This is a genomic window from Croceicoccus sp. BE223, assembly GCF_031457155.1.
Classification (GTDB): domain Bacteria; phylum Pseudomonadota; class Alphaproteobacteria; order Sphingomonadales; family Sphingomonadaceae; genus Croceicoccus.
The window spans coordinates 89,323-108,015 of the sequence record NZ_JAVDWB010000009.1 but is presented as its reverse complement, the minus strand read 5'-3'; the positions used below and the strand labels follow the sequence as shown (position 1 = coordinate 108,015).

18 protein-coding genes are annotated in these 18,693 nt (G+C 62.6%); 7 read left to right on the top strand and 11 right to left on the bottom strand.

The genetic code is table 11. The features are described from left to right. Nucleotides 1-38: 38 nt before the first annotated feature. The gene (locus tag J2X37_RS15755; protein ID WP_310023109.1) at nt 39-662 is read left to right on the top strand and encodes an SOS response-associated peptidase; all 624 of its coding nucleotides are present in this window, start codon (nt 39-41) and stop codon (nt 660-662) included. Between the two features lie 67 nt (nt 663-729). On the opposite strand, the gene J2X37_RS15750 is transcribed toward J2X37_RS15755, so the two are convergent. Then, complete coding sequence (locus J2X37_RS15750; protein ID WP_310023107.1) at nt 730-1,644, bottom strand: hypothetical protein; 915 nt, start codon at nt 1,642-1,644, stop codon at nt 730-732. 152 nt (nt 1,645-1,796) lie between these two features. Between J2X37_RS15750 and J2X37_RS15745 the strand changes: the two genes are divergently transcribed. Beyond that, nucleotides 1,797-3,206: a HEPN domain-containing protein gene (locus J2X37_RS15745; RefSeq protein WP_310023105.1), complete on the top strand. Its 1,410-nt coding sequence runs from the start codon at nt 1,797-1,799 to the stop codon at nt 3,204-3,206. 7 nt (nt 3,207-3,213) lie between these two features. Further along, nucleotides 3,214-4,092 (top strand): hypothetical protein, encoded by an 879-nt coding sequence (locus J2X37_RS15740; RefSeq protein WP_310023103.1) that lies wholly within the window; start codon nt 3,214-3,216, stop codon nt 4,090-4,092. Here J2X37_RS15740 and J2X37_RS15735 read toward each other — a convergent pair. The 3 genes from J2X37_RS15735 to J2X37_RS15725 are packed head-to-tail and all read right to left on the bottom strand — an operon-like array spanning nt 4,070 to nt 9,592. Beyond that, a complete protein-coding gene (locus J2X37_RS15735) occupies nt 4,070-7,387 on the bottom strand; it encodes an error-prone DNA polymerase (RefSeq protein ID WP_310023101.1) in 3,318 nt (1,105 codons plus the stop codon). The two genes, J2X37_RS15740 and J2X37_RS15735, sit on opposite strands and share 23 nt — an antisense overlap. Further along, entirely contained in the window at nt 7,384-8,940 is a 1,557-nt protein-coding gene (locus tag J2X37_RS15730) for a DUF6504 family protein (RefSeq protein WP_310023099.1), read from the bottom strand. The genes J2X37_RS15735 and J2X37_RS15730 overlap by 4 nt, the downstream gene beginning before the upstream one ends. Continuing rightward, complete coding sequence (locus J2X37_RS15725) at nt 8,861-9,592, bottom strand: damage-inducible mutagenesis protein (protein WP_310023097.1); 732 nt, start codon at nt 9,590-9,592, stop codon at nt 8,861-8,863. Before J2X37_RS15725 ends, J2X37_RS15730 begins: the two co-directional genes overlap by 80 nt. Nucleotides 9,593-9,765: 173 nt before the next feature. Between J2X37_RS15725 and J2X37_RS15720 the strand changes: the two genes are divergently transcribed. Then, entirely contained in the window at nt 9,766-10,341 is a 576-nt protein-coding gene (locus J2X37_RS15720) for a hypothetical protein (RefSeq protein ID WP_310023094.1), read from the top strand. Here the strand turns inward: J2X37_RS15720 and J2X37_RS15715 are convergent. Together J2X37_RS15715 and J2X37_RS15710 are read right to left on the bottom strand one after the other, a co-directional pair. After that, nucleotides 10,299-10,487 (bottom strand): hypothetical protein, encoded by a 189-nt coding sequence (locus J2X37_RS15715; protein WP_404979643.1) that lies wholly within the window; start codon nt 10,485-10,487, stop codon nt 10,299-10,301. The two genes, J2X37_RS15720 and J2X37_RS15715, sit on opposite strands and share 43 nt — an antisense overlap. A 275-nt stretch (nt 10,488-10,762) precedes the next feature. Further along, the gene (locus J2X37_RS15710) at nt 10,763-11,140 is read right to left on the bottom strand and encodes a hypothetical protein (RefSeq protein ID WP_310023092.1); all 378 of its coding nucleotides are present in this window, start codon (nt 11,138-11,140) and stop codon (nt 10,763-10,765) included. Here J2X37_RS15710 and J2X37_RS15705 point away from each other — a divergent pair. From J2X37_RS15705 to J2X37_RS15695, 3 genes are all read left to right on the top strand, one after another. After that, nucleotides 11,129-11,362 (top strand): hypothetical protein, encoded by a 234-nt coding sequence (locus tag J2X37_RS15705; RefSeq protein WP_310023089.1) that lies wholly within the window; start codon nt 11,129-11,131, stop codon nt 11,360-11,362. The genes J2X37_RS15710 and J2X37_RS15705 overlap by 12 nt on opposite strands. Before the next feature lie 3 nt (nt 11,363-11,365). Further along, nucleotides 11,366-12,241: a restriction endonuclease gene (locus J2X37_RS15700; RefSeq protein WP_310023087.1), complete on the top strand. Its 876-nt coding sequence runs from the start codon at nt 11,366-11,368 to the stop codon at nt 12,239-12,241. A 488-nt stretch (nt 12,242-12,729) separates the two neighbouring features. Beyond that, nucleotides 12,730-12,933, top strand: coding sequence for a hypothetical protein (locus tag J2X37_RS15695; RefSeq protein WP_310023085.1), 204 nt, complete (start codon nt 12,730-12,732; stop codon nt 12,931-12,933). 8 nt (nt 12,934-12,941) lie between these two features. Here J2X37_RS15695 and J2X37_RS15690 read toward each other — a convergent pair whose 3' ends face one another. The 5 genes from J2X37_RS15690 to J2X37_RS15670 all read right to left on the bottom strand — a co-directional run bounded on the left by J2X37_RS15690 (nt 12,942) and on the right by J2X37_RS15670 (nt 18,683). Continuing rightward, nucleotides 12,942-15,749, bottom strand: a complete 2,808-nt coding sequence (locus tag J2X37_RS15690) for a conjugal transfer protein TraG N-terminal domain-containing protein (RefSeq protein WP_310023083.1) — start codon at nt 15,747-15,749, stop codon at nt 12,942-12,944. A 22-nt stretch (nt 15,750-15,771) separates the two neighbouring features. Then, complete coding sequence (locus J2X37_RS15685) at nt 15,772-17,172, bottom strand: conjugal transfer protein TraH (RefSeq protein ID WP_310023145.1); 1,401 nt, start codon at nt 17,170-17,172, stop codon at nt 15,772-15,774. 65 nt (nt 17,173-17,237) lie between these two features. Then, nucleotides 17,238-18,038, bottom strand: coding sequence for a conjugal transfer protein TraF (locus J2X37_RS15680; RefSeq protein WP_404979642.1), 801 nt, complete (start codon nt 18,036-18,038; stop codon nt 17,238-17,240). A 26-nt stretch (nt 18,039-18,064) separates the two neighbouring features. Next, on the bottom strand, nt 18,065-18,307 hold the full coding sequence (locus tag J2X37_RS15675) for a hypothetical protein (RefSeq protein ID WP_310023078.1): 243 nt from the start codon (nt 18,305-18,307) through the stop codon (nt 18,065-18,067). Then, nucleotides 18,288-18,683, bottom strand: coding sequence for a hypothetical protein (locus J2X37_RS15670; protein WP_310023143.1), 396 nt, complete (start codon nt 18,681-18,683; stop codon nt 18,288-18,290). The genes J2X37_RS15675 and J2X37_RS15670 overlap by 20 nt, the downstream gene beginning before the upstream one ends. Between the last annotated feature and the right edge of the window lie 10 nt (nt 18,684-18,693).

The window sequence follows — 18,693 nt, the reverse complement described above, 5'->3', positions numbered from 1 at the left end:
ACGAGGCTGAGTCGCAAGCCGCGAAGGACGGATTACCGATGTGCAATGACTACCGCCTTGAAGTCGACATCGCGACGATCAGCGAGGACTTCGACGACCTTAAGATCAAGATCAAGTTCCCGGAAGGCACGCCCAACGTAGCGGCGCGCGAGGACATCAAGATTAGCGACGTCGCGCCGATCGTAAAGAGCGGCGAGGGTAGGGGCGAAGGCGATTTGGTCAACCGACGCTGGGCATGGGCAGGCCATAACGGCCGCCCGGTTTATAACTTTCAGTCGGAGGGACGCGCGTTCACTTCCCACCGCTGTCTTATCCTCGCCGATGGGTTCTACGAGTTCACCGCGCCCGAGGACCCCAAGCAGAAGCGCAAGACCAAGTGGCTCTTCACGATGCGCGACCATCCGTGGTTCTGCGTCGCCGGGATCTGGCGCGCGGCACCCGAAGGCGAGGCGTTCACGATGCTGACTATGGAGCCTGGCGAGGACGTGAAACCCTACCACCGGCGCCAGATCGTCGTATTGCCGCGCGACCGCTGGGTAGATTGGCTTGATCCCTCGGTGCCGGCCGACGAGGTGCTCCGTACCATGCCAAGGGGCAGCCTGCAGGTTACTCGGGTCTATCCGCCGGCGCCTGGACCGCAGCAAACGACGCTGGACGTCTAACCTGCGTGGTACGCTCGTCAAAAACGCAAATTCCTTAGCGCTGCGACGGGCGGTCGCCGCTTTCGCATCAAGAGACCTTCTCGCGGAGCCACGAGGCAAGACCTGCATCAAGGACCATGCGCGAGAGCCGCTTCGGGCCGATCAGAATGACACCGTCCGGGCCTTCGTCTTCCGAGATCGCGCCTGTATGCCACACGAAGAACATGCGATCATAGGCGTCGGTGGCTGCCAGCCGCTCTGCATAGTCCTGGAGCGCGGCGCCGGTCGCCTGCGATTTCACCTGGACGAAAGCGCGCTCCCGCGTGCTCGGCAGGACGAGCTCAAGGTCGATCGTCTTCTGTGTTCGGCCAAGCTCACTGATCCGCCGCCACCCGCTGGTTGAGAAGACGAGATCGACGAGCAGTTCGAAGTCCTGCCAGGTCAGAAGTCGCATCAGCGGAATGATGGCCGCCATCAGCGCCTTCTCGGCCGCCTCCGCCGTCGCTACCTCCGGCAGCAGTTCGTCGCTGAGCTTGCGCAGCAGGTAGTCGACCGCCTTCACGTCGCAGATCGTGCCCCGGAACATCTGGACCTTGAGCAGGCGGCCAGAAAGGCGATCCGTCGTCAGCGGCACGCCTCCCAGCGTGGTGCTGTGCCACCCATCGAGCGTCTGTCGCCGGTGGCTTCTGTCGGGGAGCAGCTCTACTTCCCCCGTCGGCCGGCACCAGTAGAGAAGCCCGCCGAAAAATGTGACGAAAAGCGATGACTCGTCGGTCTCATAATAAGCTTTGATCTGATTGACGTCTCGTGTCGCCGCTCCAGCGTCGCCCCGTACGGCGTTCATAGCCGCCCAGACCGCGGACCAGTCGCCGGCGACGCATAGATCGTGCGGCGCTTCGCGATAGCCGAACCGCAGCACGCCATCGCGAATGCTTTCCTTCTCCCAATCTCCGCCTCGGCCGAGTTTGATATAGTGGGCGCTCGATGCCGTTACCGCCGTCACGGTGGTCCCTTCATGTCGGTTCAAAATACTGTCTTCGATCGACCCTTCCTATATGCCAGCATGACGTAAGTCCGTAGCGATTGGCGTTGCGCGGGGGAGAAGCTGGGGGGGTTGATGGCCGGACACCATCATAGACCGGTAAAGAGGCGTGCATGATCAGCGTCCTGAAGACGTTGGTCGTCCCCCTCGGCAAGAAGCTCAAGGGGACGGATGACTTCCTCAAAGGGAAGCACAACCTTCTTAGCCAATTCAACAGCGTCGACGATCTTGTCACCGACGAAACCAAGCTCACGGCTAATGAGCGTGCGGCAATCGAACACCACATTCTCCAGATGCGCGCTGCGATCGCCCGCAAACTGTGGTCGAACGAGATCTATATCGGAACCTCGCTCTTGGACGACTATGTCCTTCACACCGCCAAGACAGGCGATGGCGATGTTGCAACTCGGGTGATCTCGGGCCTTGCAAAAGCCGGTGCCGAGCGCCCAGGGTTTGTCCTCTATCCGCTGATCGGCTTCGGGATGGAGATGCCGGGAATCTTCTCGAAAGATACGGCGCTTAGATCAGAGGCGATATTCAAGCAGGCGGGCTTCGCGGTCAGCACCCAGAGCAACTCCTTCGACGCGGCTGCAGCGAGCGTTCAGCGTATGGCGCGCGGGCTTGGCATTCGTCAGCGAATTCCGACTTCGGATCTCCGGCATTTCGCTTACAGCGCCAAGTGGTTCGGCACCAATCCACTAATGCTGGTCCGGCTCGTCTCGTACACCGGCGACATGTACGAAAATCAGTTCGTCTACACACTCAAGATCCGGATTGCTGCGGCCCAGATGCTGATGATGCACGCACTCTCGCTGGAAAGCGAAGGCGCGCTCGATCGCTATAGGAACTCGTCTTTCGTGAATAATTTCGCGACCCTCGACATCGCTCACTATCTGATCGGTGAAGCGATCCCCGGTCAGCCGATGTCGACCCGGCGCGTACCAATGAATGTGTCGCCCCTGGATCTCGCGCGCCTTTCCGACGTGGAGGCCACGCTATCCACCGTGGCGCTTGGGACAGCGCGGATGAAGCGCCTTGTCCCGCGCATCACGCGCGCGCTCAAAACAGTCGAGCGAGGCTATTTCCTCAACGTGAATTTGACGACCAAGTCCAAGCCGGAAAACCGCCTTTACCGGCGCCTCGTGACGGCGCTCGACTGGTTCCGGCAGTCCTTCAGCGGCCGTGCCAATGAAGCCGAGGCTATCGTAGCGCTCGCGGTTGCGCTCGAGACGCTCCTTACCGATCAGTTCGCGCCCGGCATCTCCAAGCGCCTTCGTCGGCGGGTCGGCATCTGCTTGAAGAACGTGCCGGGGGTCGCCGCCTATCAGGACAGCGTCGTTGCGATATACATTGCCCGAAGCGAAATCGTCCACACGGGTGCGCCGGACCACGCGACTGACATCCATCGTGCGCAGGTCGCCTTCACGCGCTGCTTCTGCGCGATCGCAGAGCGCTTGGCGACGTGGACGCCCACGGCCAACAATGCCATGGGCAACCTCCTCGGCGATGTCGCTGAGACCTGAGCGAGCCATGTCCACCACGCTCCTCGTCGACAGCAACGCGCTCCGTCATCCTGGTCTCAAGGCCTATCTCCAGTCGTCCCGCGATCGCTTCGTGGCACTGTCCGACTTGACGCTCGTCGAGATGTGCAAGCGCAATGCTCTGCGCACCTCGCGAGAATCGCTGCAGATCGTCGGTGCATTCCCTGATCAGCTGTTCGTTCTACGCCGCACCGATCTCATGCTCGATGAGCAGGTCCGCAACGACGCCGATTGTGCAAAGCTGTTCGACTACCAAGCGGGCATAGAACTCGCTCAGCGGTCTCGCGAGTTGACGATCCTGCCTGTCCCAGCGTGGCTTCGCGACCAGATGCGGGCCGAAGAGGAGGAGGCCCGTAAGATCATGGAGCGTCTGACTGCGGAAGTGGCCGAGTTCCAGCCGGCCCTTGTCGACGCAGCTAAGGATTTCACCGCCGCCGAACTTACGCAAATTCGGACTGGCGTCGCTGTAACGGACACGACGCGCCGCAAGCTGCTAGACCTGCTCAAGGAGACGACGGGGAGCTTCATCCTCCGCAACCAGGAACCAGGCCGCCGTGCGCCGATGAAACTCACCGATGCCATGAGCCTTTTCGCTTTCCGCTACTCGCTGTGCATGCTGCTCTACTATATGACCTGGGTGCGGCGCGGTCGCACCGATCGTAAGCTCTTGCGGCGGGTCAACGACATCGTCGACATGCAGGTCGCCGCGATGGCGACGTTCTTCAACGGGGTATTGAGCGCAGACGATGACCTCCAGTCCGTGTCGCACGGAGCACGAGCGATCCTACGTGGCTTCGGCGGGTTTGTCGGTGAAGACTGGGTGCCGCCGGACGCTGCGGACGCCCCTACCGGAAGTCCCGAGGTTTGATCTTGATCCCCTCAGTCGCTTGACCGGGGATGATGCCCGACCCCAGTCGTAGGTCAGGAATGAAGATGTCGCGCGGCTGTCGGCCGAGCGGGGCATTGGCGGGGTCTCGCGGGTCGGGGCCGACGGGGCTCTTGACGACGTCGGCCCGGCTAACGCGGTATACGTCGGCGACATCCGTCCGATTGCCGACGCTCGCAAGCAGCGGTGACAGATCGTCGAGCCGCTGGGCGATCACGTGAATGACGCTGCCCTCGCGTTGAACCTGCCCGCGCACCCCGATCATCGACGCGCCGAGTACAATCCTGCGGTGCTTCTCAAAGACATTCGTCCACACGACCAAGTTGGCAACTTCGGTTTCGTCCTCAAGCGTGATGAACATGACGCCCCTGGCCGAGCCAGGCTTCTGCCGGACCAAGACGATGCCAGCCAGATTGATCCATCGGCCGTCCTTGATTGTCTGAAGCTCCTGGCAGCTGATCATCTTGCGCGTGCGTAGCTCGTCGCGGAGGAAGGCGAGGGGATGTGCGCGCAACGAGAGACCCGAAGCGCGGTAATCCTCTACCACCTCCGCGCCTTCGCCCATGGGAGCGAGGATGACGGTTGGTTCAATCGCCTCCTGCCGCAGCTTGCCCTCGCGTTCGTCCGCCGCAGCAAAGAGCGGCATGGCTGCCTTGCCCAGACCCTTCACGCTCCACAGGCCCTCGCGCCTGGTGCCGCCGAGTGATCCGAACCCGTCGGCGTCCCCGATCCGGTCGAGCGCCCCGCGGCTGACGCCGGAGCGGCGCTGTATCTCCTCGACCGTCTCATAGGGGGTGTCGGCGCGCGCGGTCACGATCGCGGCCGCATCTGCGTTCGCAAGATCGCGAACCATGCACAGGCCGAGGCGCACGGCCATGTAGCGGCCCTTCGAGGGCTCGAGCGTGCAGTCCCATCGACTGTAGTTCACATCGATCGGTCGGATCTCAACGCCGTGCTGTCGAGCGTCCCGCACGATCTGCGCCGGGGCGTAGAAACCCATGGGCTGTGCGTTCAACAATGCTGCGCAGAAAGCATCGGGATGATGGCATTTCATCCAGCTGCTCGCATAGGCGATCAGCGCGAAACTCGCGGCATGACTCTCGGGGAATCCGTAAGAGCCGAAGCCTTCAATTTGCTTGAAGGTCTTCTCGGCAAACTCTCGGGCATAGCCGCGGCTCACCATCCCCTCGATCAGCTTGTCCCGAAAATGGGAGACGCCGCCCGTCAGCTTGAACGTCGCCATCGCCCGGCGAAGGAGATCGGCTTCGCTCGCCGTAAAGCCGGCGCACTCAATGGCGACCCGCATCGCCTGTTCCTGGAAAAGAGGCACTCCCAAGGTCTTTTCGAGCACACGTCGAAGCTCTTCGGTCGGATAAGTGACCTCCTCCTCGCCGTTGCGCCGCCTGCGGTAGGGGTGCACCATGTCGCCCTGGATCGGGCCGGGACGAACGATCGCCACCTGGATGACCAGGTCGTAGAATGTGCGTGGCGCCATCAACGGGATCGAAGCCATCTGGGCCCGGCTCTCGATCTGGAACACGCCCAGCGTGTCGGCTTTCCGGATCATGGCATAGGTCGCCGGATCCTCTGCCGGGACCGTCGCGAGGTCGAGCTTCAATCCCTTGTCGACCTCCAGAAATTCGAAGGCCCGACGCATGCACGACAACATGCCGAGCGCCAGCACATCGACCTTCATGAAGCCCAGCAGGTCTATATCGTCCTTGTCCCATTCGATCACCTGACGGTCTTCCATCGCCGCAGGTTCAATCGGCACCAGTTCATCGAGCCGGTCGCGAGTAAGAACAAAACCACCAGGATGCTGTGAGAGATGACGTGGCGTGTTGATGAGTTCGCGGGCCAACTCCAGCGTCATCGCAAGCCGGCGATCCGACAGATCCATGTTCAGCTCTTCGGCGTGCTTTTCCTCGACACCTTCCCGGCCCCAGCTCCAGACCGCACCCGACAAACCAGCTGTCACGTCTTCGCTCAGGCCCAACGCCTTGCCGACGTCTCGGACCGCTCCGCGCGCGCGATAACGGGTCACGACAGCTGTCAGGGCCGAGCGCGTTCGGCCGTATGTCTCATAGATCCACTGGATCATCTCCTCGCGCCGCTCGTGCTCGAAATCGACATCGATATCTGGAGGCTCGCGGCGCTCGGCCGAAACGAAGCGCTCGAAGAGCAGCTCGGATCGCACCGGGTCGATCGAGGTGATTCCGAGCACATAGCAAACAGCGCTGTTGGCGGCCGATCCACGCCCCTGACAGATGATCTCCCGCCGCCGCGCCTCGGCAACGATCGAGTGGACGGTCAAAAAGTAGGGCGCATAGTCCAGATCGGCGATCAGCTTGAGTTCGTGAATGAGCTGGCCGCGGACCTTGCCTTCGATCCCCTCTGGATAGCGCTCGGGCGCCTTCTCCCAGGTCAGGCGCTCGAGTTCCTCCTGCGGCGTGCGGCCCGGCACGCTGATTTCGTCGGGATACTGGTAGCGTAGCTCCTCGAGGCTGAAGGTGCAGCGCTTTGCTACCTCGAGCGTCCGGAACACTGGTGAGGCGTCCTTGAGGTAGCGGCGGAAGAGGCGCTCCATCTCCTCGCCGGTCTTCAGATAGCGGTCGGCAAACCGCTCGCGCCGGCAGCCGAGCTCGTCGATCGTGCACCGCTCCCGAACGCAGGTCACGACATCCTGCAGCATCCGGCGATCGGGTGAATGGTACAAGACGTCATTGGTGGCGACCGTCGGCACGCGGGCGGCCGCGGCCATATTGGCCAAATCCCGCAGCCGGATCGCGTCTTTCGGCCGACGTCGAACCGAGAGCGCGAGATAGAGCCGGTCCACGAAGATCTTTCGCGCCCGCGCGAGCGCGACCTCGGCAACGGTGTCCGCCCGGTCCGGGACGAGGATAGCGATTAGGCCTTCCTGCCACTGCTCGACGTCCGGCCAGTCGAGGAGGCAAGCGCCCTTGCCGGCGCGCTCCTTGCCGATGCTGAGCAGGCGGCACATCCGGCCATAGGCCGAGCGATTGCTTGGATAGAGAAGAAGGGCTGTGCCATCGACCAGATCGAGCCGGCACCCGACGATCAGGCGCACGCCTGTCGTCTTCGCGGCATCCCAGGCACGTACGATCCCGGCGACGGAGCTGCGGTCGACCACGCCGAGCGCGGGCAGGCCGAGCAATGCTGCCGCTGCAAACAGGTCATCCGGCGACGACGTGCCGCGCAGAAAGCTGAAGTGCGTCGTGACCTGGAGCTCGACGTAACGCGGTGCATCACCGGTCACGCGAACGCACCATGGATGAACCACCGCATGCTGCCGGTGGCTTGGTTGATTCCATCCCCTAGACGGAACAGCCAGTAGCGACCGCCATTCTGAGTTTCGACCTGATAATAGTCGCGGACGGTCAGCGCTTTGTCGGCCTCGATCCCGCTGTCGCGCCACCATTCGCCGTGCAGCCGCTCGGGCCCGTCGCCTTGGGTCACGCGGTAGCGCTTGCGTCGCCAGATGAACATGCGCGGGGCGTCGTCGGGCAACAGCGCGATCACTTCGATCGGCTCGGGTTGGTCGAGCATCCTTGCGGGGCGCGGGAGGTCGTCCTCCCAGCCCGCATCAGTGATCTTTGTGAGCGGCGGCAGGATCATGGTCGATCGCTCGGGCATTGCGCTCGCTCGCGGATTGACCCGGTGAAGGCTGCGCTGCCCGAAGCGATTGACCAAGGCGTCGACCAGAGCGGCTAGGTCAGGGCCGCGCTGACCAAGGCGTTCGAGCCCTTCGCCTTGCATCGATCCCAATGCATCGGCGAGCGGCGTGACCAAGGTCATGGCTTCGATGCCCTCGCCGGGTTCAATCGTCTCAATCCTGGCGCAGAGGAGCTTGGCCAAGTGGCCTGCATCGCGGGATGCGGCCGCCGTTCCGACGCGGATCGCCTGATTGTACCCATCGACCCGGTGAAAATAGCAGTCGAGGCGGCGGGCGCCCTTTCCGATATGGCCGAGCTGGCCGACCACATCGGCCACGAGATCGCCGATCACGAGGGCAAAGGCTTCGGGCGTTGCGATCGGCTCCAGGAACCCTCGTCGCGCCTTGGGGAGATGGTCGGGGAAAATCGGGTCGATCAGCTCAGGAAGCATCCCCAGCGCCTGATCGAGCCGCCGATAGAGCTCGCGACCGAAGCGCTTGGCAAGCGGCGCCCGAGGCGCGGCGATCAGCTGCTCGATCCGTTCGAACCCCAGTTTGCGCAGCGCCTCGACATCGCTTCCTGGCAGACGAAGCGCCGCTATCGGCAGGATCGCGATTGCCTTGCGATGATGACCTGGTTCGATCGACACCGGGCGCCCAGCGGGGACGTGTCGCGCGACCGCGTGTGCACAGCCGGCCGTCTCCGCCACCGCGATCTGCACCGAAAGGCCCGAGGCTACAACGCGGCGATAGAGATCATTGAGCAGCGCCTTCTCCGTTCCGAAGAGGCTGGCGCAGCCCGTGATATCGAGCCAGATCCCGTCCGGTGCGTCAGGCGCTACAAATGGAGAATATCGCCGCCCGGCCCAGAGCGCGAGACGTCGCAGACCTTCGAGATCGGCGTCTGGCTCGGCATCGACCACTTCCAGGCTTGGCGCCAGCGAGCGCGCCTTTGTGACCGTCATTCCAGGTTTGATGCCAAGACCACGCGCACCGGCATCGACCGCCGCGATCACGCGTCGACCATGGTCCGGGATGGCCGTCACCAAAGGAAGGTCGACGGCGGCCTCGCGCCGGTCAGGCGACGAACTTGCGCCCTTCCGCCGCAGCCGGTCGGTCGACCAGTGCGGCAGGAAGAGCGATACGACCCGTCGCATCGCACGCCTCCACGATCCAGGATTGCGGATTGCCGCCACGCACGCGTTCCAGCTCGACGCGCCACCGCGGCCGCCCAAGACTGGGGATGCCGAGATCCTCACTCGGCGCTGCCAACACCCTCCATCGAGTAACTGCCGCAGTGCCTTCGGCCACCTGCTCGACCTTGGAGGCGCGACGGAAAACGAATGCTGTCACCCCCGAGCTTTCTGCAGCGAGCTGCAGACGCTTCGATGCAGTCGTCGAATATTTCGCGACCTCGCCGACGACGCCTGCGATACCGGCGTGCCTCAGACATTCTTCCATGGCGAGGAGTACGTTGGGGTCACTCCCGGCCTCTACATAGATGACCCTTTCAGGATGCAGGCCGGCAAGGTGGAGGGCAGGGGCGAACAGGTCGCGCCACCGCAGGCACCACAAGACAGGCCCGTCGATCCGCGCCAGAATGCCAGCCAGAAACACGGTTGCGCACGCATCATCCGCAAGGTCGGGGCTTCCGGCGATCTCATGGAGAGCACCAGTGGCAAGCCCTGCGCCAGGTAAGCGCTGATCTAGCGCACCGATGCCGAACGGAACCGCCGCGTGCCGGACGCCAGTACCCTCGATTTGCGCGATGCGCGCTCGCAGATCTTCGAGGACATTGGACTGACGCATGGCATTCAAGAGACTCGGAAAACGTTGAACCGTTCCCTCTATGTTCTATGTACGGCGGGGAGGTGTCAAGGCGGGTAGCGACGACCCGAATGACGAGCGATTGTCCGCAAAAAGTTGCTGCCGCTCGCACAAGTGGGATTCACATCCGACTCGAGGCAGCGTAGATTCACTCTATGTTCTATCAAGCTGACCTGTTCGAGCAACCGTTGATCGGCCTCAAGAGCATGGACACGCCGGCGCTTCTCGCGGCGGTTGCAGGCTCGTCGTCGCGGCCGAAATTCGCATTCATGCTCCTCCAGCTCCTCGCGGATATAGCCGACGATCGCGGGAGCGCCGGCCCCTATGTGACGACGGGTAATACGGCTGTTCCCGTACGGGATTGGCTCTGCGATGCACTCGTCCCGATGGGCCAGCGCGATCCGCGACGGCGTTCGACGGTGGAAGCTGTCAGGGCCGAGCTGGAGCGGGCGAAAGCGCTCCCGGCTGATCACGTCGAGGCTGAAAGCCTGATCGACGAGATGGTTCGAGAGCGCGCGAGAAGCTCAGGGCGCTGCAATATCAGTCGAACCGTCTCGGATCTCGTTCGCGGTGGCCTGCTTCGACGCCACTATCAGGGATACCGGGTTGACCATGAGAACCGGGGCGCACAGCGCGAGGCGGTCTACACGATCGTGCCTGAAGCGCTCATGGTGCTTCGCCGCCAGGCTCAGCCTGTGTCCGCGTCGCGCGCCTCATTCACCAGGCGCTGAATCCGCTCGGGCATTTCGAGCAGCTTTTGAGCCGCTGCCAGCATGGCCTCTGCCTCACTTGGGAAGGCTTCCGCCGAGCTGATAGCGACGCCGTTGGAAAAGGTGATTGTCGCCTGAAATCCGTTGCCCTTGGGCGTTGCGGTCAACCGAATGTCCACGTCCGTTCTCCAGAGGGCTAAGAGCGTCGAAGGGTTGCGAATCCGACCAAAAAAGAGCACATAAGAAGCATGGCGACGGCAGCTTCCACGACCACCAGCAAGAGCACCAACAGCGGTGCCAAAAAGCTTGGGCGTAGCACGGTGACGGGCCAGTTCGTTCTCGCACCGGCCAGCAAAAGCGGCAAGGTTACGATCGCCAAGGCTCGATCGGCTGCGAATACTGTCTATAGTTCGAAGAAGTAGGTTTGGCACCGGCTCGGCTGTCAACGGACGATGTTTTCATAAACTGTCCCTTCGACCCAGACTTCAAACCAATCTTCCAGTCGCTGGTTTTCACAATCTATGCATGCGGGTTTCGCCCAAGGTCGGCGCGCGAGCTGGACGATGGCGGCCAAACTCGGATCGAGAAGCTCTACGGGCTGATCCAGGAATGCCGGTACGGGATCCATGATCTCTCTCGGACCGAACTCGACGCTGATCACAACCTCCCCCGCTTCAACATGCCCCTTGAACTCGGTCTTTTCCTCGGTGCCAAGCGCTACGGAAACAGCGCCCAGCACGACAAGCGGCTGCTGATCCTCGACGTTGAGCGCTTCCGCTATCAGAAGTTCATCTCGGATCTCGCCGGGATGGATATTCACGAGCACGGCGGAAAGGCAGAGACTGCGGTTCGCGAGACGCGCGACTGGCTCGCCAACGTCTCACGGCGCCAGATATCGAGCGGCGACAAGATCGCCCGGTCTTACGAGCAGTTCGTTGCCGACCTTCCGGCGCTGGCCGCTGCGCTCGAGTTCGATCCCGCCAAGATACCATATGTTGATTTCGAGAGGATCGTCGTCGGTTGGCTGACGCGGGATCCCTGACCGATGAGCTCGATCGTATCTGCCGAACTGACCATGATAGAGGAGGTCCTTCGTGGAGAAAGCAAGGGCTATGTCCTAGACTTCTCCAACCGAACCCTCGCGGAATTCTTCACCCTCGAGTTCGATGTCGACATCTATGCCGATGACTATGCAAGCGAGGGAACCTCGAAGGCAAACCGCGTGCGATCCTTCCTCAAGCAGGTCGACGACGCGTCGGCCGCTCGGGTCTTGACCCGCCTCATGGCCCATCGTGAAGGTATCCCTGCGCATCTGCGAAGCGACGTACGCCCCCTTGGCGAGGGCCAGCTCTTGGCGCTGATCAACCGTCTTGAACGCGGGGAGGGAACCTCGGGCATTTCACCTAAGCCTATCTTCAACCGCCGCCAGTACGAGGAGCTGCGCGATGAGCTGAACCGGCTGTGGGAGCTCGATGCGCGGCCGCGCGGTTATGCGTTCGAGGCCTATCTCAAGCGTTTATTCGACACGTTCCACCTGAACGCGCGCGCGCCGTTCACGTTGGTAGGCGAGCAGATCGACGGAAGCTTCCAGCTGGGGCATGAGACCTACCTGTTGGAGGCGAAATGGCAGAACGACCCGATTGGGGTACTCGAGCTGCACGGCTTTCACGGCAAGGTCGAGCAGAAGGCATCCTGGGCACGCGGGCTCTTCGTGAGCTTTGGCGGTTTTACCGAGGTTGGCCTCCAGGCGTTCGGACAGGCCGCTAAGCGGGTCATCTGCATGGAGGGACGAGATATCTATGAGGCGTTGGACCGGAATATCCCGATCGACACGGTGATTGAGCGGAAGGTCCGCCATGCCGCAGAAACCGGGCTGCCCTTCGCGCCACTCCGTACGCTCTTTCCGACGGCGACGACCTGACCTTCGCTCATTTTGCCATCTCGGCTCTCTGAGCGAACGGAGCTTCCAATCGGCCATCGCGGCGGAACCGGAGATCATCCGAGCTAGGTTTACATAACGTATTCCGCTGAGGGAGCGCTAAAACACTTCAGGAACGACCAAATTGAGGTTCGATTTAACATAATCATTATTATCAGTCTGGCAGATTTCCGCCGACTGCCGATAGTTAATGCTCTGGATCACCGGCAATACAAGCACGTCTAGCGCCTTATAAAACGCCAAATGACTCGGACAGAGTGCCCTAAACCGCCAGCGGTGTCTAGCACCGCCGCTACACCAACGTATTGATACTCGCGTTTGCATGCCGCGAGCTCATGATCAGCGTTGCGGATCTCAGGTCAGCGTTTTGGTTTTCCTTCACCGATCCAAACAATTGGCATTCAGCCGTACCCTCAATCGCTTGTGAACAAACTCCTAAACCTGTATGTTGAATAGGTTCGGAGGTTCTTATGCGCGAGTTGGACACCGCGACGTTCTTGATGACGCAGGACAACACGGCGGGACCGATTATCCAGTTTGTTGAAAATGGCATCGAGCCACAGGGGCCGATGACCGATGCCGACGGCAACGTGAGCAAAGCGAGCGCGGCGGCTTACCTGGTCGCATATGCGCTCATGGCCGGCTTCGTGGGCTACCTGTTTCTCGCTCTCTAGCACGGCAGTCACTCCCGCAGCTTCGGATCACTGAAAAAGCCGCGATCGTGGTCTCGGTGGACCTCCTGCTGAACGCCTATAGATCCTTGCACAGAGTTGGCCCGAGCGGCCTGCGCCGCGGCCCGATCATCGGCAAGATTTGCTCCTCCACGCTCGATGACCGCCTCCGCCGCGCGAGGATCGCCGCCGGTCGGGCCAGAGGGAATGCCTGATACGCCATGCGGGCGATACGAGCCCCTGACATCCGCTGCGCTGTCGACGCCAGGCCTGTCGACCTGCACGAGATCCGGCTCATGCAACTTGCCAGCAATCTCCTCGCGAATGTCATCCTGCTTCTCGCGCATCCAGCGCGTCACCATTTCCTGCCGGACGGCGCGCTGATGGTCGCTGAGATCGGTCGCCCAGAGCTCGGGCGCATCAAGGCCCGGGTTGGAGGCCTGCTGCGCGCGATACCATTGCGCGAGATCCTGGCTCATGTTCTCGCTTAGCTGCATGCCATGTGTTTCGGCGTAGCTGGCGTCGCGTGACAGCTGTTGGGACAGCTCCTCCAGCTTGCGCGCCGTCTCCGTGTACGACTTTGCGCGCGCGAGGGCCTGCTCATGGGTCAAGGACGAGCTAGACGTCGTCGACGCCCGACTGAACACTCCCGAGCGATCGTAGGTGCCATCCGAGGATGTCGCACCCGTGCCGTTGGAATGCTCGTCCCGCACACCGCTGCTCGCCGTGCTCAAACTGTCAGAGGAGCGAGAATCGGTGGTTCCGTGACGCAGAGTGTCCTGCTGCTGCCCTTGCTTTGACACGCTGCCACCAATGCCTGGGAGGCGGCGGAGAACCCGCCCGATGCCACCCTTGGAGCCTCCCGCACCCTGCGGAAGGCCGGCCGATACGGAACCGGACACTTGGTCTAATGTGCCCGCCGAGCGATCATGGCCGTTCGACACGCTTAAGCTCTGGCCGGTCGACGACCGATCCTCCAGACCCTGCGAGATGCTGCCAGTCGTACGGTCGAACTGCTCGATCGATGTGTTGGCCGCGCGGCCACTGCTCGAATCCCAGCCAGACGAGCGTTCGCTGGACGTACCGTAGGCGCTGCGGTCGGTTTTGGTCCAGGTGAGCATCTCCTGCGCCGCGTTGTCATACGCCTGCGATTGGCGGTGCGCCTCGCTGGCCATCTGCCGCCATTCGGCGACTGTGCCAGTCGTGGCTGTCGGGGTGAACGAAAGCCGCGAGATGGCGCCGCCGGTATCGAACACTTCCTGGCCGTTGCCGAAGTTGTTGATGAGCGCGCCGTTATCCTGGCGCCACCCGACGCTCGCCGCGCCGCCCATGAAGCTGGGAGCAGTCGACCACTGATCCGCCTGCCGCATGTTCGAGGTTGAGTTCGCCCAGCTGACATTGCCGTACGAGTAATTGCCCGTCGTTTGCTCAAGAGCGGCCGCTTCCGCTGCGTTCTGCGCCGGGGCCAGCATCGACGTCGCCTGCCCGGCGATCGACATCGCCCCGCGGGCCAAGCCCGCAGAGAGAAACGGAACACTCATCAGCATGAAGCCGGCGATTGTCGCGGTCTCGCTATTCACCGCGCCGATGCCGGCGTAGCTCCCAAGCGACATTCCGCCCGCCGCCACGCCATTGGAAGCGCCTTCGGCTCGCGTCATGCAGATCATGTGCAGGATCACATACAGCGGGCCCCAGGAAGCGAGGTAGAAGAACCCCACTGCATAGCCCTTCAGCGTGTTCAGCCCGGTCTGGGGGAGCAGGAACAGCGGAAAGATGACGGGGAACATCGCGAAGAAGACCACAGTGAGCACGATGTTGAGGATCGGAACCCAAGCCATCGCCTGCTGCGCGATGGAGTTGTAGGTATTGCGCGCCTGAATGTCCGCTCGGGTCTGCGCGAACGTATCTATCGACGCTGCCCCGCTCCCGCCGGCCATGGAGTTTCGCGCCTGCATGAACGCGTTGATCGCAGTGTTCTGGCGCATGACGCCGGTGAAGTCGTTCCCGGATCCGGTGAAGGCCGAGTTGACGATCGGCACGTCGTGCTTCAGCTTGGCGGCCGCGACAGCGTTGCTGAGCTTGGGGTAGACCTCCTTGGCCCACGGCTCTGCATTGGCTTCGATCATCCCGGCCCACTGTCCGTTGAGCGTGTCATAAGCCTGCCGGCAGGTGACGATGAAGTTCTGGACCGTTCCGTCGCCCTGGCGCTCCAACCATTCCTGTGACCGCGCCTCCGACCCGGGTCCTATCGCCGCCCAGAGATCGGTCGCCTTCGCCAGATTGGTGAGGGACTTCTGGTAGAGCATCACGTCGCCGAAGACGCAGTTCTTAAAGTGGCTCTCGAGATTGGTCGAGAACTCGGCATCTCGGATGACGAAGTTGCGGGTCGCGTCGAACAGCCGCGCACCATAGACCATGCCGTTGGTGGTGTAGTTGAGCTCGCCTGGCATGACGAAGACGGTCTCGGCCGTCCGCGTCAGCCAGTCACCAATTTGGGTGGTGAAGCTCGCGAGCACCCCCAAGCCTAGCGGGACATTGGCGACCGTTGCCGGCGCGAGACTGGGATTGATGCGGTCCGTGACTTTGATGTTGATCGTCGGCACCATGAGGCAGAGATAGATTGCGGTCGCCTGCAGAAACCAGTTCATCCAAGCGCGAAAGTTGAGGGTGAAGGCGACGACGAGCAGTGAGTAGATCAGGCCCATGACCATCACGACCCGGATGAGCGACTTGTAGCCCCCTCCCCCGGCCCACGCTGCCACGGCGTTGAAGGTGTTGACGAGATACTCGCCCCCGCCGACGGTGAAGACCTCGAGCACGTCCCAACCCTCCCGTTCGTGCCTAGAGCAGGCCCTGTGCGTTCAAGCCCCGCGAGAAGTTGAGCGCCGAGGACATGCCCGGCGTCATGCTGTTCTGCAGAGTCGATTCCAGCATGATGCTTCGGTTGATGATCTGCATCGTCACCTGGAGCTTGTTGCTAAGCTTGACGTCGCGCTGGGCAAATTTGGCGCGCGTGGCGGCGATCTGCTGGCGCCACTGACCCGCCGTCTCCTGGTCCGCGGTCTGGTAGAAAACCTTCGCCTGCTCGACGCGGTCGAGCATGTTGTCGAGCATGGCGTTGAGAAGGTCGACCGCGACAATCTCGGAGAGCGTCTGGATCTCGCCGTCGGTCAACGCGTAGTGAGCATAGGCCTGCACCGCGAGGATCTTGTAAATCGGTACAGTCGCCATGTTCAGGAGCTGCTTCTCGGCGGCGTCGAGCGCCGTGTCGCTGCGTATCTTCGAGCTCATGCTTTTGATCATCGTGGCGATCCGCGGCCGAAGCGCGCTCGCCTCGGGCACGCTCAGCGTCTGGTCAGACACGTCCGTGCAAAGATCGTTGTTGCACTTCAGAATCTTCACTTGAGGCGCGCCGGCAGTGCCGTCCAACAGCGCCGTGACGACCGCCTCTTCGGCAGGACCGTAGATCACGACCTTTGGTCCCTGATCGCTGCCGGTCGGGGGCGTGGTGACGATCGTGCCGACCAACGTCATCACATATTCGGAGAAGGCCTGGTCGAACGCACCAAATTTTGAGGACCGCTTCAGCGCCTCCCACGTATAATTATGGGGGTCGCCGACGATCTGGTCCTTCATGTGCGGATCCGTGTTGCCGGCGAGCGTACCTTCACGCTGGCCGCCGTTGTTGCAGCCCTGCCGCGAAGCCGCCCAGTCGGAGAACACGCCCTGACTGTTGCCCACCGCCTCGCAGATGGTTGAGCGCGTCGTCTCCATCTGTGGCCAAATACCGCCCACCAGCGCCTGCGCGGTCTCGCAGCTGGAGATGTTCATTTGGTTGAGGAGCTGAGCCTTCTGGCTGAACTCGTCCATGACCTTACCGATCTCGGGCGAGACGCTGTCGATCGCCAGCTTGAACGCGAACCCGAGCGCGTTGTTGGCCGTCGCCTTCAGCATCGCCACGATCTCGCTTGCGTTGATGAAGCTGAACGACCCCGAGAAGAGGTCGATTCCGCCGCAGCCCGCGCGCGCGTTGGGAAGCTGGAGATTAAATGGCGACACGCTCTTCTGCGGGAACCGCGTCCACACGTTACCGAGCGAATAGTAGCCGGCCGACTGCCCCTGGAATGCGGTCGGGCCGGTCACGTTGGCGGCACCGCCGGCGTCGTTGAAGAAGCCGTTCATCTCCGAGGCGACATCGGCACGAGCGACCCCGATCAGCGCGAAGTGCGTCGCGGCGACCATCGTCAGGGCAGTGCCCGCGCGGCGCGCGAGCCTCCGCAAGCGGCCATGCTGGCGCGGACTGGTCATCAGTAGTCGCTCCCGACCTTGGTGTTGGTGAGCATGAAGATGCGATCCATGATCTCATCCGCGCTCAGAATGCCGTAGCCGACGGGGATTGTCCGCTTCGTGGCGGTGTCGAACAGGACGAGAGCCGGCGTCTCGTTGCCCGAGATGCCCATCCGGGCGCGCTGCCCGGAGTCGACCACGTAGTTGGGGAAGTCGCGGCTCGGGCCGCCGTCCATGGAGACCGCCATCACCGCCATGCGGTGACTGTCGGCCACGGAGCGGAGGATCGGCGCGAACACCTCGCACGCACCGCAGCTCTGCGCGTAGAAGTAGAACAGGCCGTAGCGCTGGCTAAGGCTCGTCAGGACTTGGTCGCGGTCGGCCTTGCGGTTGTCGAGCCACGCGCGCTTCGCGACCGTGTTGACCGGCCGCTGCAGCGTGTAGTCGATGTCCGGGTTCTGCCAGAGCGCCCGCTGCCAGGTATCGGAGAAGGTCGACGCGCGGTCGAGCTGCTCGCGCTGGAAGCGCACATAGGCAATGACGTTCTCCTCGGACGGGTCGAGGATCGCCTTGGCCTTGAGCTCATCGAGCTGGTGCGTGATCGCCGCGAGGCGCTCGGCCGCGCTCTTCTCTGGAATCAGGGGCTGAGCCTTCGCCGTCTCCTCCTGCTTCGGCTTTGTGCAATAGAACCACTGCCCGAGCTTGCGCTGCCCGCAGTAGAAGTCGTCCCCGCGACCCGTCGCCTCGACGCTCTCATCCCGGTCCTGCGCCTCCTGAGCAAGCGACGGTGTCGCAATTGATGCGACCGTCAGCAGGAGCATTGCCAGCTTCGCCATCCTCGACATGGTTATCGTCCTTCCTCCTGATCGGCCGCGACGTCCGACGACGATGGCGCGGGAGTGGTGTGGGTGGTGGAGGCCGGTGCGCTCCACCTCGCGAGGTAGAGGCAGCAGTCGAAACTGGCGGTGGAGGCTTGGCCGGCACTGCAGTTTGGGACGGCGGGCGGCCGTGCGGCCGGCGAGTTCGGCGCCGGGGCCGCAGCGGCGAGCAGCGCGGCGACAATCGCGGGCTCAACGATCACGAACGCCATTATCCAGCTCTCCTTTCGACAAGCGCAGCACCGACATCATCAGGGCGACGTCGATCAGGCGCGTCCCTTGATCGAGCAGTCGGATCATGCCGTTCATCAGCGGGCGGGCCGCTCGACGGCCCTCCTCGGTCGCCTGGAAGCACCGGCCGTTCTCTGATACCCAGCGGTTCGCGAGCATGTTCTCGATCGGCGCCGACGCGGCCGGCGGGTCGACCACGCACTCGAACCACGAGCCGATCACCTGGCAAATTTCCTCCACCTGCGGTGGACGGCTGGCGCGAAACACGCAGATAAAGATTGCGAGTTCGAACACCGTCATCGACCAGCCGCAGACTGGAGGACCGGCATAGACCAGGTCATTCGCCATAGCCGTCATATCGACCACT